Origin of the sequence: Lysinibacillus sp. HST-98 (genome assembly GCF_016757845.1) — a bacterium.
Classification (GTDB): Bacteria; Bacillota; Bacilli; order Bacillales_A; family Planococcaceae; genus Lysinibacillus; species Lysinibacillus capsici.
Genome location: NZ_JAENHX010000002.1, coordinates 430,471 through 446,922, shown reverse-complemented (window position 1 = coordinate 446,922; position 16,452 = coordinate 430,471). Strand labels below are relative to the sequence as shown.

The 16,452-nt window shown below is 37.4% G+C and carries 12 protein-coding genes; all 12 read left to right on the top strand.

What is annotated here, in order from left to right:
• Window positions 1–163 precede the first annotated feature (163 nt).
• The 12 genes from JIN86_RS07865 (at window position 164) to JIN86_RS07795 (ending at window position 16,448) form a co-directional block, all read left to right on the top strand.
• Window positions 164–430, top strand: coding sequence for a stage V sporulation protein S (locus JIN86_RS07865; RefSeq protein ID WP_004224903.1), 267 nt, complete (start codon window positions 164–166; stop codon window positions 428–430).
• Window positions 431–693: 263 nt separating this feature from the next.
• Complete coding sequence (locus tag JIN86_RS07860) at window positions 694–2,433, top strand: 2-oxoacid:acceptor oxidoreductase subunit alpha (protein WP_004224899.1); 1,740 nt, start codon at window positions 694–696, stop codon at window positions 2,431–2,433.
• On the top strand, window positions 2,433–3,299 hold the full coding sequence (locus tag JIN86_RS07855) for a 2-oxoacid:ferredoxin oxidoreductase subunit beta (protein ID WP_004224896.1): 867 nt from the start codon (window positions 2,433–2,435) through the stop codon (window positions 3,297–3,299). Before JIN86_RS07860 ends, JIN86_RS07855 begins: the two co-directional genes overlap by 1 nt.
• A 154-nt stretch (window positions 3,300–3,453) precedes the next feature.
• Window positions 3,454–4,161, top strand: a complete 708-nt coding sequence (locus tag JIN86_RS07850) for a lantibiotic protection ABC transporter ATP-binding protein (protein WP_202341639.1) — start codon at window positions 3,454–3,456, stop codon at window positions 4,159–4,161.
• A 1-nt stretch (window position 4,162) separates the two neighbouring features.
• Window positions 4,163–4,891 carry a lantibiotic immunity ABC transporter MutE/EpiE family permease subunit gene (locus JIN86_RS07845; protein WP_004224892.1) on the top strand — a complete coding sequence of 243 codons (729 nt, stop codon included), beginning with the start codon at window positions 4,163–4,165 and terminating at the stop codon, window positions 4,889–4,891.
• 3 nt (window positions 4,892–4,894) lie between these two features.
• Complete coding sequence (locus JIN86_RS07840) at window positions 4,895–5,647, top strand: lantibiotic immunity ABC transporter MutG family permease subunit (RefSeq protein ID WP_202341638.1); 753 nt, start codon at window positions 4,895–4,897, stop codon at window positions 5,645–5,647.
• A gap of 26 nt (window positions 5,648–5,673) precedes the next feature.
• On the top strand, window positions 5,674–6,336 hold the full coding sequence (locus JIN86_RS07835) for a response regulator transcription factor (RefSeq protein WP_004224888.1): 663 nt from the start codon (window positions 5,674–5,676) through the stop codon (window positions 6,334–6,336).
• Window positions 6,324–7,706: a sensor histidine kinase gene (locus JIN86_RS07830; RefSeq protein ID WP_202341637.1), complete on the top strand. Its 1,383-nt coding sequence runs from the start codon at window positions 6,324–6,326 to the stop codon at window positions 7,704–7,706. Before JIN86_RS07835 ends, JIN86_RS07830 begins: the two co-directional genes overlap by 13 nt.
• A gap of 187 nt (window positions 7,707–7,893) precedes the next feature.
• Window positions 7,894–8,499, top strand: coding sequence for a TetR/AcrR family transcriptional regulator (locus tag JIN86_RS07825; RefSeq protein WP_202341636.1), 606 nt, complete (start codon window positions 7,894–7,896; stop codon window positions 8,497–8,499).
• A 287-nt stretch (window positions 8,500–8,786) separates the two neighbouring features.
• Window positions 8,787–8,924 (top strand): hypothetical protein, encoded by a 138-nt coding sequence (locus JIN86_RS07820; RefSeq protein ID WP_004224881.1) that lies wholly within the window; start codon window positions 8,787–8,789, stop codon window positions 8,922–8,924.
• A 608-nt stretch (window positions 8,925–9,532) separates the two neighbouring features.
• Complete coding sequence (locus JIN86_RS23490) at window positions 9,533–13,360, top strand: InlB B-repeat-containing protein (protein WP_237497166.1); 3,828 nt, start codon at window positions 9,533–9,535, stop codon at window positions 13,358–13,360.
• A 160-nt stretch (window positions 13,361–13,520) separates the two neighbouring features.
• Window positions 13,521–16,448, top strand: a complete 2,928-nt coding sequence (locus tag JIN86_RS07795; protein WP_202341635.1) for a cadherin-like beta sandwich domain-containing protein — start codon at window positions 13,521–13,523, stop codon at window positions 16,446–16,448.
• The last annotated feature ends 4 nt before the right edge of the window (window positions 16,449–16,452 follow it).

Here is a 16,452-nt window from a genome sequence, read left to right as displayed (position 1 = left end):
GTTTTTTTACGTTTCTTTTACGGGGATATAGGTTTCTTTGTCAAACTAGTCTATTTCCGTTTTGCGGAGCATAAAATGTGCTACGGACAATAACTTGAGGTCCAAAAAGGGGGACATAAGTTGTTGAGCGTAAACACTATTCGCGAAACGGGGAGGAATAATTGTGGATTCATTAAAAGTATCATCACGCTCTAATCCAAATTCAGTTGCAGGTGCATTAGTCGCGGTAATCAGAGAAAAAGGGCAGGCAGAAATGCAAGCAGTTGGGGCAGGTGCACTTAACCAAGCCGTGAAAGCAGTGGCCATTGCACGCGGATTTGTAGCGCCAAGTGGCACAGATTTAATTTGCGCGCCGGCGTTTGCCGATATTTTGATTGCTGGAGAAGAACGAACAGCATTAAAGCTGTTAGTGGAAAAACGTATTCGATAAAAAAGTAATGAAGTAAAATGCTCTGTCACATACTATTGTGACGGAGCATTTTTTCGTTTTCCTGTTTTACATATGATAGATGTCACTTGAAATAGGGGCGTGATTTTGCTTAGATTTGAAAATTACAACTTTATGAACAGGATTTTCAGTCAAAGGTCTGATTTTCGCCTAAATCGTGGAGAAACAATAGTCCAGACGGTTTCTTCGTGTTAAACTTATGAAGGAAAAATAATAGTACACATTGGATTTAAGGAGTTGTTGACATGTTACATCAGCTTTCATGGAAAGTCGGTGGGCAACAGGGTGAAGGGATTGAGAGTACAGGTGAGATTTTCTCAATGGCAATGAATCGTCTAGGTTATTTCCTATACGGTTATCGTCACTTCTCTTCTCGAATTAAAGGTGGCCATACGAATAATAAAATTACAGTTCGTCCAACAGAAGTACGTTCAATTGCGGATGATTTAGATATTTTAGTGGCATTCGATCAAGAAACAATTGATGTCAATTATAAAGAGCTTACAGAAAAGGGTATTATTTTAGCCGATGCAAAATTTGATCCTGTTAAACCAGAGGATTCAAAAGCACCATTATTTGCAGTACCGTTCACAGAAGTAGCAGCAGAGCTTGGTACTTCGTTAATGAAAAACATGGTGGCTATCGGAGCAACTGCGTCATTGCTAAATCTAGAAGATGCAGTATTCCAAAATGTTGTCGATGATATTTTTGGTAAAAAGGGCGAAGAAGTCGTTCAAAAAAATATGGAAGCCATTACACGTGGTCGTCAAATTATGAATGAGCTTTTAGTTGATCGTATAGGGGAATGGGAGCTTGCACCTGCGGATGGAAAACGTCGTATGTTTATGATTGGGAACGACGCAATAGCACTTGGCGCAATAGCTGCTGGGACACGCTTTATGGCAGCATACCCAATTACACCTGCTTCTGAAATCATGGAATACTTGATTAAAAAATTACCGAAATTCGGTGGTACGGTAATCCAAACGGAAGATGAGATTGCAGCAGCAACAATGGCTATTGGCGCTAACTTTGGTGGCGTACGTTCCTTTACCGCTTCAGCTGGTCCTGGTCTTTCATTGATGATGGAAGCAATCGGTCTTTCAGGTATGACAGAGCAACCTTTAGTAGTAGTGGATACACAGCGTGGCGGCCCTTCAACTGGGTTACCAACTAAGCAAGAACAATCTGACTTGATGGCTATGCTTTACGGTACACATGGAGAAATTCCTAAGGTAGTCATTGCACCTTCTACAATGGAGGAAGCTTTCTTTGATACGATCCAAGCATTTAACATTGCAGAGGAATTACAATTACCAGTAATCTTAATGACAGATCTACAATTATCTTTAGGAAAACAATCTGTAGAGCCATTTGATTATAAGAAAATTGAAATTCGTCGCGGTAAAATTGTGATGGATGATCTTGAGGAAGCGGCAGATAAAGCCTACTTCAAGCGTTATGAAGATACAGAAGATGGCATTTCACCTCGTGTATTACCGGGTACATTACATGGTATTCACCACGTTACAGGTGTTGAACATGATGAAACAGGGAAGCCATCTGAGGCAACAGGTAATCGCCAAACTCAAATGGATAAACGCTTCCGTAAATTAGAGAGTTTGAAATTTGATAACCCAGTCTTTGTCAATGCACCACATGAGGAAGCCGATATTTTATTAGTAGGCTTTAACTCAACAAGAGGTGCTATTGAAGAAGTGCAAGAGCGACTGAATGCGCAAGGAATGAAAGTGAATCATGCACATATTCGATTAATTCACCCATTCCCATCTGCAGAAATAGCACCTCTTGTTGCACAAGCGAAAAAGGTGATCGTTGTAGAAAATAACTATACAGGTCAATTAGCTAATATTATGAAAATGAATGTTGGTGGTCACGATAAAATCGTGACAATCACTAAATATAACGGTACACCATTCTTGCCAGGTGAATTAGAAAATCGTGTGAAGGAGTTGACTCGCTAATGGCAACATTTAAGGATTTTCGTAATACAGTGAAACCAAACTGGTGCCCAGGCTGTGGAGACTTCTCAGTACAAGCAGCTATCCAACGTGCTGCTGCAAATGTCGGCATTGAACCAAATGAACTTGCTGTCATTTCAGGAATTGGTTGTTCAGGTCGAATTTCAGGATATATCAATTCTTATGGATTCCATGGTATTCATGGCCGTGCACTTCCGATTGCACAGGGATTAAAAATGGCTAATCGTGATTTACATGTTATCGCTTCTGGTGGTGATGGTGATGGATTTGCTATTGGTATGGGGCATACAATTCATGCCATCCGCCGTAATATTGATATAACTTATATTGTAATGGATAACCAAATTTATGGTTTAACAAAAGGTCAAACATCTCCACGTTCAGCTGCTGGATTTATTACAAAATCTACACCAGGTGGAGCGATTGAGCCATCATTGAAACCATTAGAGGTAGCGTTAACAAGTGGTGCAACATTTGTGGCGCAGGGCTTCTCTACAGATATTAAAGAATTAACAGCACTAATTGAAGCTGGTATTAACCATAAAGGTTTCTCATTTATCAATGTCTTTTCACCTTGTGTAACGTATAACAAAGTGAACACATATGATTGGTTTAAAGAAAATTTAACAAAATTAGCAGATGTTGAAGGTTATGATCACTCAGATCGTGGTATGGCAATGCGTACAGTGATGGAACACGAGGGCTTAGTAACAGGCATTATTTATCATGATACTGAAACAACGTCGTATCAAGAAAAAGTACCTGGCTACTCTGAGTTACCATTAACAGATATCGATATCAAAATGAGCGAAAATGATTTTAATGATTTAGTAAAAGAATTTATGTAAAATTGATAGGATCGAAGCATTTGGAATGAAGTCATTCCAAATGCTTTTTTTATGCTTTAGTAATCGATCGCAAGTAAGTAATTGTTATGGAATCCTTATAAAATCCTTATATTTATTTTTTACACTAAGGTCATCGAAAGGATGATGCCTAATTATGAAAGATTTGATATTGAAAACAAACAATCTGAATAAAGCGTTTAAAGGACAAAACATTGTAGCTAATTTATCGTTAGAAATTAAACGTAATTCAGTTTATGGCTTACTTGGACCTAACGGAGCGGGAAAATCTACAACCTTAAAGATGATAACGGGCATGCTACGACCTAATGCTGGAGATATCATTTTTAATGGACATCTATGGTCAAGAAAAGATTTGCAGGATATCGGGGTCTTAATTGAAACACCACCCTTGTATGATAATTTAACAGCTAAAGAGAATCTAAAAGTTCGAACGATAGCGTTAGGCATACCACAAAGTCGGATTGACGAAGTATTGGAGATTGTAGATTTAACGAATACGGGGAAAAAACGAGCAGGTCAGTTTTCTTTAGGGATGAAGCAACGATTAGGTATAGCAATTGCGCTGTTAAACAAACCGAAACTGTTAATTTTAGATGAGCCGACAAATGGTTTGGATCCAATCGGTATACAAGAGCTTCGTAAGCTCATTCGCTCCTTGCCAGAACAAGGTATCACTGTTATATTGTCTAGTCATATTTTGCATGAGGTAGAACAAGTTGTGGATGATATTGGCATTATTGCTGGTGGCAAGCTTGGCTATCAGGGACCAGCTCCACAAGGTCATGAATTAGAGTCACTCTTCATGCAGGTTGTTACTGCCAACAGAAAGGTAGGTCATTAGTATGTTAGCCATCATGAAAGCAGAACAATTAAAATGGAAGCGAACTTTTATTCCCAAACTACTGTGGCTTACGCCACTTATAACCTTACTTATAGGCGCTGTACTGATGGGAGGTGAATATTTTCAAACAGGAGCTTATAACTGGTGGTATACGATGCTTCTGCCAGGTGCACTGACGATTTGCTGTGCCTTAGTGATCGAAAAAGATAAGAAGTTGAAATACCATAGTATACTTGCACTACCACTTGGCCTCAAAAAGGTTTGGTTGGGAAAAATACTTTCATCAGGTGTATGGCTTTTCATTATCACTAGTATGTTCTTTGGAGGAATTACAGTAGGGGGCTGGCTATTTGATCATAGCTTACCAATAACAAGCAGCTTATTAAGTTCTCTAATTATTTTCGTAACGTTTTTGTGGCAAATTCCCTTATGTCTTTTTCTGGCAGCTAAATTAGGAACCTATTTGGCTATTTTGCTCAATGTAGTTGCCAATATCGTAGGGATTGTAGTATTTGCTGATGGAGAGCTATGGTATTGCTATCCTTTTGCAATAGGTGCACGTCTATTATGCTCAACTCTCGGTATATTACCAAATGGTCTACCAGTACCTGAGGGTAGTTCTTTACTCAATAACGATGTTATATTTCCTGGATTATTGATAACGATCACTTGGTTTATCATAATCACTTCACTCACGACAAAGTGGTTTCAAAAAAGGGAGGCCAAATAGCAAATGGACATGTTACGATTATTGAGAGCAGAAAGTCTTAAAACAAGACGAACTCCATTACTACTTACACATCTACTTGTCCCCATTGCTATTTCTGGATTGTTTTTAGCTTACTATTCCTATTCACCATGGGATTTTCACGGAAAAGTAACTGCCTATTTTCAAGGCCTAGCGTGTGGACTACCTATGATTATAGGATTAGTATGTGCAATGGCATCCGATCAGGAGGCGAAGGCAGGTCATTATCAAAGCATGCTAGTCTCAACAAAAATAAAAATAAAGGCATACTTGAGTAAGCTTATATTATTATTGATGTATAGCTTTGGAGCCATCTTTATGTCTGTAGCTATTTTTAGTATGGGCTTTAGAGAATTATTACATGAAGTAGATTTTGACTATTTATTTTATAGTGTTGCTGCCTGTATTTTATTCAGCAGTCATATTATTTTTTATATTTTACATTTATTTGTAAGCTTCCAATTTGGAAAAGGTGCTTCGATTGGTTTAGGCATTGTAGAAGCCCTGCTGGTCGCTTTGTTGCTTACTGGTTTAGGTGATGCTATTTGGCCCTTTTTACCGTATGGATGGAGCGGTCACTTTGTTTCTTTATGGATTCTAACTTCGGCGGGCACAAATTTAACATTGCTCGAAGGAAGTATCCAAACTAGTATAATATGGTGCTTAGCTGGAAGCATACTAGCTTTTGCATTATCTTGCCTATGGTTTTGGAGATGGGAAGGTAGAGCAGCTGAATAGTAGGAATGGATGGTTGAGGATAAATTATGGCAAATATATTAGTAGTTGATGATGAAATTGATATTTTAATGCTGGTTAAAAATGCACTACATAAAGATAATCATTTAGTAAATATTGTGTTTAATTCGACAGAGGTAGAGAAGATGGATCTAGGCTTCTTTGATCTAATCTTACTTGATGTGATGATGCCTGCTATTGATGGCTTTACGCTATGTAGGCAAATTCGCCATGCTGTAGATTGTCCGATTCTTTTTCTTACCGCTAAAACCTTAGAGGAAGATATTATGTTTGGTCTTGGCTTAGGTGCAGATGACTATTTAATCAAACCTTTTAGTATTGGCGAACTACGGGCAAGGGTAAATGCTCATATTCGACGTGAAAATAGAGAGAAACGGAATGTTCTTTATCATGGTAAAGTTCATTTTAATCTTTCTGGTAAAGAACTATTTGTTCAAAATGAGAGGATTCCGTTAACCAAAAGTGAGTATGAAATATGTGAATTTTTAGCGCGTCATCGCGGGCAAGTTTTTTCTAAAGAACAAATATACGAAACGATTTTTGGATTTGATGGCAAAAGTGACAGTACAGCGATAACAGAGCATATTAAAAATATTCGTTCAAAGCTGCATGCATTTGATATAGAAGTCATTGATACGGTTTGGGGGATTGGCTATAAGTGGAAACCGTAAAACCGAGGAAAGGAACACGTCTGCATACATTTTTTCTGAGATATTTATTTTTTCTGTGCATTGGCATCATTCTTTTAGTGGCACTATTAATAGGTCTATTTATGTTTGCCTTTTCAGCTAATATTATTTTACCTGCAAATTATGCAGAGGCACAAATCACGTTAGCAAAAGATCGAATTGCTACAAGCAGCTCGGTAACGGATGAGATGATCCCTGACCTTGTAGAATATGCAGTGGTTTCAAACCAGGGAGAGTTTATTTCAGGCAATTTAACTAAAGAAGAGGCTTCCTATGCATGGCAGTTAAAACAAAAAGGAGAAAAGCAGGGAAGTTCTCGATTTTATGCATTTATTGAGCGCGAACAGGAAGTATGTATTTTACGCTATAGTTTAGTACCTGAGTATCGCTCTGCTATCATAAGAAATTATTTACCTAATCCGCAATTAACGGTTTTATTAGTTTTTATTATTGGAGTTGTTGTACAAGCAGCGGTACTTGCTGTTCATTTTGGCAGAAGACTAAAACAAAAAATGATGGGCTTACAAGAAGCTATTGAAAAAATACAACATCAAAATTTGGCATTTCATTTACAACCGTCTGGAATCCAAGAAATTGATGATATTGCTCTTTCTTTCGAACAAATGAAGGAAGCGTTAAATACTTCTTTGACACAGCAATGGCGGGCAGAAAGATTGCGCAGAGAACAAATATCAGCACTGGCACATGACCTGAAAACACCATTGACGATTATTCGGGGAAATGCCGAACTTTTATTGGACACCGCCCAAGATGAAATGCAAAAAGAATTTAACCATTATATATTAAAAAATACGGTTGAAATTGAAAAGTTCACAAAGCAATTAATGGATCTTTCGAATGTGGAGCAAGGTATTGTCACCTCAAAATCAAATGTCGCCATGCATTCTTTTATTCAACAGGTCGAACAACAAATGAAAGCTCTTGCTTTAGAAAAAAATCTTGAAGTTAGTGTAGAAATGGTCAGGCTACCTACTTCCATTATGATAGAGGAAGAGCTTTTTTATCGGGCTCTATTAAATGTGATTGTCAATGCAGTTGAGCACACACCAAATAACGGCAAAGTCACTTTATCTGTTGAAGGAAAGGGGGATGTTATTCATTTTACTGTGAAAGATAGTGGTACTGGTTTTTCAGCAAAAGATTTAAAAGAGGCTACCAAACAATTTTATCGTGGAGACCCAAGTAGAAATACAACAGATCATCATGGTATGGGCCTTTATATTGCAGAGTCAGTTATTAAAAAGCATGATGGGGTAATAACACTCGCTAATGATTCGATAACGGGTGGAGGAAAAGTGACAGTCACTATTCCTGTTATGAGGATGGAGTAACAGTTTATTTTTTCCAATTTACTGCGGGTAGAAATCAAAGTCATTGCTCTAATGAAGTCCTTCATGTTACCCTAGTAATAAATTTAGTCCTTTTTATTGGAAGTAAGGTTTTACAACTAACTATCCTTATAAAGGGCTTTTTTTATAGAAAAAAGTTTTAAGGGTACTTAAATGGAGGAGTTTTTTTATGGCAGAAAGAGGTAGACCAAAAGGCGCAAGTGGAGAAGAAAGTCGCGCATTATTACTTGAAATTGCAGCGAAAGAGTTTGCGCAGCATGGATATCATGAAACGAAGGTGAGTACGATAGTAAAAAGTGCATCATTAAGTCAGCCTACTTTTTACCTGTATTTTAAAAATAAAGAGTCCATTTTTGAAGAATTAGAGAATCTTTTTCGTTTACGAATGATGGATTTAGCCAAAAAAAGCCGCTTACAGCCTGCATTAGAGCAAGCAACAGTAAAATCACGTATTATCCATAATGTTAAGGAGTTATTAGCATTTTTTGCTAAAAACCCAAATTTAACAAGGATTGGATTATATTTATCGACAAAGGCTGATGAAATAAAGGCACAAATCGTCAAGCAAATTAAAGAGAATCTGGATTATGAAGTAGATGCTGGCTATTTTCGGAAAGATTTAGATACACATATAGTTGCAGAGAGCTTAATAGGTATTATTGAGCGATTAACATTTGTTCAATTACTGCCAAAGCAAAAAACGCCAGAAGAGATAGCCACTGATATTGTGAATTTATTAATAGATGGTATGTTGGATAGGGGAAGTCATGACTAATAATCAACCACTTCATAATTTTAAAAAAAGAAAATACTGATTTTTTCTTTTTTTAAAGTTGAATATTACTTTTGAGTAATATAATATTAGAAATATGTAGTGATTACCATTAGTATTTCAAATGGTTCACTCAATTAAAGAAGAAAAGAGGAGGTGAATGTAATGATGTATCCACCAATGCCATATGTAGGAGATAAAGGTGGCCGTATTACTGTTAAGTAATTATTACTTAAGGGTCTGGCTTATTTAGTCAGACCTTTATCTTTTAAATGGAGAGACTGTTTAATATGCTTGAACAGAGTAAGTTAGAAAATGTAACTTTCTACTACAGAAAAGAAGGTATAAAGCAATTGATTGGTCAATTAGCAACTGTAGATGGATTAGTGAAATTTCAGGGGACAAGGGGTGTTTTTGGAAAGATTTAGTTACACATATGGGTTTCAGAGTGTTTTAGTGAATTGATTGAATGATTAGCATTCATTCAATTATTGCCAAAGTAAAAAGCCAAGAGATAGATAATTGTAACTTTAGTAATAGAAAGGATATTTACTAGAGAAAATAGAGGAAATAACTATATAAAAGAAAATGATTTTTCTTTTATATAGTTGAATATTACTTTTGAGTAATATAAAATTGCTTATTGTTATTTTATATCAAGATGTAGAAAGAAGGATCTATGAGTACCAAAATAACATCTCTGTTAACGTTCATCCAGATTTTTTAGGATCAAATCAAACCTTTTAAACTACTGTAAAAATCGATGGGGCTTTAAATAGACTTAGTGAATGAGTGACACCATTAAGAAGAAGGGAGATTGTACATGGGATTGATGTTTAATGTTTAATATGTAAAATTAATCCAAAATAGAGTCGCATTTTGCTTTTATAGCAATTTAAAATTTTTAAATAATATAATTATCGTATATGTTTGTTATTCGTATATGCATTAGAACATGATTGATGTAAGAGAGTGCTCCTATTCTTTTTCAATCACATATTGGTAGAAGTAAAATGTATAGAAAGAGGAGAATGCTATGAGAAAATGGCAGCAGGCAGTATCGGTATTTGTCATCTATTTGTTAATGGCACAGATTGTAGTTGGTAGTTTCCCAGTGTATGCTGAAACGAATGATCATGAACAGCCCATACTAACTGTCACACTCACAACAGATGGAGAGCCTTATATAGATGGTGACATTGCTTCAAGTCCTGTTACTATTCAAGCGACAACAACTACAGTTGATAGTGCTAGTCTACAGATAGAGACTTCTAACGACAAAGGAAATACATGGACAGTATTCAATACTTTAACGCCACTTGTTTTAACAGATGCAGGGGACTATCATATTTGGTTTAGAATCATTGGGCAATCCGCCATTAGTAAGCATGTAATTCGCATCGCAGAACAAAAGCCATCGTTATTGTCAGCAGGTAACTCTATTATTTATGTGGACGCAACTGCTACTGTTGGGAATAATGATGGTACAAGTTGGGTCAATGCATTTCAAGATTTACAATCCGCTTTACATAGCGCACAAAGTGGACAGCAAATCTGGATTGCCCAAGGAACATACACACCAACTAGAAAAATGGATGTAAATGATTCACGCAGCGTAGCATTCCGAATGAGAAATGGTGTGGAAATTTATGGCGGTTTTAAAGGTGATGAAGAGACATTAGCGCAGCGAGATTTTAACACATACAAAACTATACTAAGTGGAGCACTTCCTAGTGGAGAAAATGCCTATCATGTATTTTATCATCGATATGACCCTGATGTAAGTGTATTAAATGAAACAGCCATTCTCGATGGTGTCACCATTACGGGAGGTTTTGCTAATAAGGGGACGCATATGTATGGTGGTGGGATGTACAATAGCGATGGCAATAACCCACTCTTAAGAAATGTCCTATTTACCGGGAATAAGGCACAGGGAGATGGTGGAGGCTATGGAGGTGCTATGTATAATACTAGAGGAAGTAACCCGATTTTAACAAATGTTCTATTTAGCGGAAATGAAGCGTACCTAGGTGGCGCTATCTACAATGCTAGTAGTAGTCCAAGATTAAGTGGTGTCAAATTTGATGGAAATAAAGCGACTGGCTATGGAGGCGCTATCTATAATGGTGGTAGCAGTAGTCCGACTTTAACAAATATAACATTTACTAGCAATGAAGCAGTATACGGAGGTGGTATATACAACGGTAACATGAGTAATCCCATCTTAACGGAAGTTGAATTTAATAGAAATAAGGCAACTCAACATGGTGGTGGCATGTACAATTATGCCAATAATCCAACTTTAACAAACGTAACCTTTAATGAAAATGAAGCTACTTTTTATGGAGGTGCTCTATACAATGATGCTAGCAGTCCCAACTTAATGGAGGTAACATTTAGCGAGAATAAGGCGGAGTATGGAGGAGGGATGTTTAATACTGGTAGCAATAGTAGTCCACTATTGAAAAATGTGCTATTCAATAAAAATCAGGCAAGTCAGTTAGGAGGAGGGATGTTTAATACGAACTATAGTATCCCAAGCTTAACTGATGTGACGTTTGATCAAAACAATGCAATCAACGGGGGCGGCATGCACAATACCAATAGTAGCCCGATGATGACAACTGTAACATTTCGTGAAAATAAGGCCGGTTATGGTGGAGGGGCTATGTCTAATGATGGTGTCAGTAATCCAATTTTAACGAATATGCTATTCATTGGAAATGAAGCGTATATTGGGGGCGGTATGTTCAATGATGGCAGTAGTAGCCCCAATTTAAGAAATACGTTATTTACTGGCAACAAGGCAGATTTTGATGGTGCTACTATAAGTATTGACTCTCCAACTAGTAATATCATCTTAACGAATGTGACCATCAGTGGCGATGTTCCGAAATATGGAGTGGGTGCTATTTCTGGAGGTGGCTCAGCTAGTAAAATTCAAAATAGTATTATTATCGGAAATAACAAGAAAATCGCCTTTTATAATTATAAAGGTAAAGTTGAAAATAGCTTGCTCGATGTGGAAGTAGGAAAGAACATAAGAGGGAAACTATTTGATACGACTGGGACGGCTGTTGATACGCCCACTTATCTGCCAACAGATGTGTTTATGGATTCAAGCAAGAAAGATTATCGCTTAAAAGCAGATTCTCCAGTAATAGATCAAGGGAATGCTAGTTATCCTGAATTAGCAGATATAACGACAGACCTTGCTGGGAAAAAACGTGTGCAAGGAGCGGCGATTGATTTAGGCGCGTATGAAGTGCCAAATTATTATAACATTATCTACGATGCAAATGGAGCAACGGGAGGCAGTGTGCCACAAGATGATCAGAAATATGAAGAAAATGCCCTTGTGACAGTGAAGGTTAATAGCGATAATCTTGTGAAAACAGGCTATACCTTTAAAGGCTGGAATACACAAGCAGATGGTAAAGGCACAGCATATGCAGTGGATGATACCTTCCCAATGGGTACAGATAATATTATATTGTATGCGGAGTGGGTAGCTAACCAAACATATACAGTCAAATATGATGCAAATGGCGCAACAAGTGGTATAGTGCCACAGGATAGTCCATTATATGAGGAAAATGAAAAAGTGATGGTACAAGGAAATAGTGGAAATCTAGTAAGAACAGGCTACACATTCAAAGGCTGGAATACACAAGCAGATGGTAAGGGAATATCCTATGCCGAAAATGCAACCTTTCAAATGGGAAAAGCCGATGTCATCTTGTATGCCCAGTGGACAGCGAACCCAACTTATACAGTCATATATAATGCAAATGGTGCAACAAGTGGGACAGTGCCAAAGGATAGTACATTATATGAAGAAAATGAAACAGTAATGGTACAAGGAAATAGTGGAAATCTAGTAAGAACAGGCTATACTTTTGCGGGCTGGAATACAGCACAGGATGGTAAGGGTATAGCCTATATAGCAAATACGCCTTTAATAATAGGTGAGGCAGATATAATTTTGTATGCTCAATGGATAGCGAATTCTTCAACACCTGGTGGAGGTAATGCCAATGGTCCTTCAATGCCGGATGGAGGTAGTGCTTCTCATCCATCAACGTCTATTCAAATATCCTTCGAGACAAATGGTGGCCTATCTTTAGAGGACATGGAGATTACCTATAATACAAGAGTCAGTGATTTACCTGTACCAACAAAGGAAGGTTTTCGTTTTGACGGTTGGTATATAGATAAAGCGCTAACGATACAATGGGCTGAAGATACGCTTATGAGGGAGAATTTAACGCTCTATGCAAAATGGATAATATTGCCAACGGAAGAACAGAAAGAACCACAGCAATCCCCACAGCCAAAGCCTTCCGTGGTGACTTTCCAAGATATTGAAAACCATTGGGCACAGGATATGATTGAGGCATTAGCAACGCAGGGCATTATTAAAGGATATGAAGATGGTACTTTCCGACCGAATGAATCAATTAGCCGCCAGCATGTTGCCTCATTATTCACACGTGCTTTTGAATTCGAGGTGATTCGCCCAACAGCAGCCTTTTCGGATGTAGCACCAAATCATATGTACTATGATGCGATTATGACCTTACAGCAGGCAGGCATTATTGATGGAGCGGATGGAGCATTTCATCCAACAGACAATATTACACGGGCACAATTAGCTAAAATTTTAGCAAATACACTACAGCTGAAATCAGAAGGTAAGAGTTCTTTTAAGGATGTAGATAGCAATCATTGGAGTGTTGGCTATATTGCGGCATTAGAGCGAGCAGAGATTACATTAGGGGATAATGGCAAGTTCCACCCTGAAGCTTCTGTGACAAGAGCCCAATTGGCAGTTTTTATATACCGAGCAATGCAGCAATAAAAATGATTTTTTAGGCGTGAGGCTATCTAACAGCTTCGCGCCATTATACTATGAAAGAGTAATATTTTTGTTGAATATTACTTTTGAGTAATATAAAGTAGTGAATAGATAGTGAGGGTAATTCTGATGAATCACTAAATAAAGAAGAAGGAGGGATTTGATGCAACAACCGTTAAAAAAGTGGAAGCTATTGTTAGTCACTAGTGTTGTTATTATTTTATGTAGTTTGGGCTTGTTACCAAATGCAACAAAGGCAGCAGAAATTACAGTTAATGGAGAGGTTCTATCCTATATCCAATACCTAGAAGGAGATTCTGCAGGGATTCTTCATATATATAGTGGAGATTATTTAACAAAAAATTTTACCGATAGAGATAGTTTACCGACAGATGCGAAATGGATAACATTTTTTCCAATTACTCTGCCATTAGATAATGGTATAGAATACATGTTTAGTCGTGATGGAAAATCTGTAGAAAAGCAGTATGTTCACAATTGGACTGATATTCCTTCTGATGTTAAGTGGATAACAGTAAGTAATTTTGATGGTGATATTGGGAGTGGGAAAAACCCAATAACGAATCAAAAATACCGCTATAGTGTAGATGGTGTAAATGTTGTGGAAAGTGCTACCGTTCCTGCTAATGCTTTATGGGCTAATTTAAGCTACTATGAAACCATTTCTAATGGAACACATAAACGTTTAAGGTATGAAAAAGTGAATTACACATTAAAATTAAATCCAACACCACCAGTGATCAATTTAACAAAGTCCCCTACAGGATGGACAAATGGTGATGTTACAGTTACGGCAAATATTAGTAGTGAAAGTGATTTGAAGATTCAAAAGTGGGATTATGGCATTCAAAATGAATCATATTTTAATACAGCTGGAAACTCATTAGTAGATTCTTTTGTTAGTATAGATCAAAATCGAACGATTACGTGGTATGCAAGGGATATTTTATTAAATTCAACTGTTCAAACGATTACTATTGATAATATCGATAAAGATGCACCAATCATTACAAGTGGCAATATGACCATAATTACCAATCAGAAATTAGAAGTTCCAATTACCATTACTGATAGTAAAAGTGGAGTGAAAACGAAGAAATGGGCATTTGGAAATCAAAATGAATCTTATTTTTTGACGGGAGGAAATCCGTTCACTGAGAATAAAATTGTTGTGGATAATTTTGGGACATATACATTGTTTGCGGAAGATCATGCAGGAAATAAGTCAATCTCCACCGTGCATTTATATTCAGCGGATTTAGAGGGCTTACATTTAAATGAAGGAACGCTTTCTCCACAATTTTCTAAAGAAATACTTTCTTATGATGTCAATGTAATGAACACAGTTTCAACCGTTACAGTGATACCAAATGCTATAGATTCAACTGCAACAGTTAAGGTTAATGGGAATCTAGTCAGTAGTGGTGCAACATCAGCTACAATTCCCCTTAATGTTGGAAGTAATACAATATTAATAGAAGTAACAGCTTTAAATAGCACAAAAAAGACATACCAAGTGAAAGTAACGAGGGCGCTATCAAGTAATGCTAATCTAATTAGTCTTACTTTAAGCTCAGGAATACTATCTCCTGAAATTAGCTCAGGAGATAGCAATTATACAGCAAGCGTAGAGAATGCCATTACTAGTTTAACAATAACACCAACAACAGCAGATGCTACAGCTAAAATAAAGGTGGACGGGCATGCGGTGAGTAGTGGCATAGCATCAAATCCGATTCCGCTGAATGTAGGACAGAATACGGTAACAATCGAAGTAACAGCAGAAGATAACACAACGCAGAGGACCTATACAATTACGATAACGAGATTCCCATCGAATAATGCTAACCTGAGTGATCTCACTCTAAGCACGGGGTCATTCCTTCCTGTATTTAATGGGGGAGATTTCACCTATACAGCAAGCGTAGAGAATGCTATTACTAGTTTAACAGTAACACCAACAGCAGCAGATGCCACAGCTAAAATAAAGGTGGACGGGCATGTGGTGAGTAGTGGCACAGCATCAGATCCGATTCCGCTGAATGTAGGACAGAATACGGTAACAATAGAAGTAACAGCAGAAGATAACACAACGCAGACCTATACAGTAACGGTAACGAGATTCCCATCGAGTAACGCAAATTTAAAAAGTCTAACGTTGAATTATGGAAATTTGAAGCCGTCATTTGATTCTCAAATTGAAAAATATTCAGTTAATGTTGATGTAAATGTGAATAGTATAGATTTAACACCAATACTGGATGACCATGATGCAACGCTGATGATTAATGGAATACCAAGCAGCAGTGGAAAGAAAATGACAGTGTCACTAAACTTCGGGGCAAATACTATTTTACTAGAAATAACAGCACCAGACGGGGTTACGAAAAAGAAATACAAAGTTGAAATATATCGTGAGCAGCTACCAGCACCCGTAGATTCACCACAAATTCCAGGAAACTCAGCGCCTGTAGAGCCAGCAGCACCAGCACCAATAGAGCTTCCTCAGCTGGTACCGACTGATCCTAAGCAACCGCAAGAGCCCATTACAGATATTATCTTTTCAGACGTGCCCGTGCATCATTGGGCTTACACAATGATTGGTGATTTTGCTAAACGTGGATATATTACAGGGTATGTGGATGGTACTTTTAAACCAAATGATCCGATTTCTCGTCAGCATGTTGCGTTAATATTTTCCCGTATTTTTAAACTAAATCCCATACAGGAAGCACAAACATTTAAGGATATTCCACTAAATCATCGGTATTATGAAACCATCAAGTTGGTGCAACAAGCTGGTCTGTATCAAGGTATTAACGGATACTTTAAGCCAAATGAAAATATGACACGTGCTCAAATAGCGAAAGTATTAGCTATAGCATTAAACTTATCACCAACGAGCACACATACATTTAAAGATATTCCATCAACACATTGGGCACATGACTATATTATCGCTCTGGCGGCAAATGATATTGCGTTAGGGGATAACGGTTACTTTAAACCAGAATCTTCAGTAACACGTGCCCAATTTGTAGCATTTTTATACAGAGCCTTACAACAATAATAAA

What these genes read in the sequence shown, in the direction of transcription:
- JIN86_RS07860 (WP_004224899.1), top strand. Translation starts at nt 694, where the DNA reads ATGTTACATCAGCTTTCATGGAAAGTCGGTGGGCAACAGGGTGAAGGG.
- JIN86_RS07855 (WP_004224896.1), top strand. Translation starts at nt 2,433, where the DNA reads ATGGCAACATTTAAGGATTTTCGTAATACAGTGAAACCAAACTGGTGC.
- JIN86_RS07850 (WP_202341639.1), top strand. Translation starts at nt 3,454, where the DNA reads ATGAAAGATTTGATATTGAAAACAAACAATCTGAATAAAGCGTTTAAA.
- JIN86_RS07845 (WP_004224892.1), top strand. Translation starts at nt 4,163, where the DNA reads ATGTTAGCCATCATGAAAGCAGAACAATTAAAATGGAAGCGAACTTTT.
- JIN86_RS07840 (WP_202341638.1), top strand. Translation starts at nt 4,895, where the DNA reads ATGGACATGTTACGATTATTGAGAGCAGAAAGTCTTAAAACAAGACGA.
- JIN86_RS07835 (WP_004224888.1), top strand. Translation starts at nt 5,674, where the DNA reads ATGGCAAATATATTAGTAGTTGATGATGAAATTGATATTTTAATGCTG.
- JIN86_RS07825 (WP_202341636.1), top strand. Translation starts at nt 7,894, where the DNA reads ATGGCAGAAAGAGGTAGACCAAAAGGCGCAAGTGGAGAAGAAAGTCGC.
- JIN86_RS07820 (WP_004224881.1), top strand. Translation starts at nt 8,787, where the DNA reads ATGCTTGAACAGAGTAAGTTAGAAAATGTAACTTTCTACTACAGAAAA.
- JIN86_RS23490 (WP_237497166.1), top strand. Translation starts at nt 9,533, where the DNA reads ATGAGAAAATGGCAGCAGGCAGTATCGGTATTTGTCATCTATTTGTTA.
- JIN86_RS07795 (WP_202341635.1), top strand. Translation starts at nt 13,521, where the DNA reads ATGCAACAACCGTTAAAAAAGTGGAAGCTATTGTTAGTCACTAGTGTT.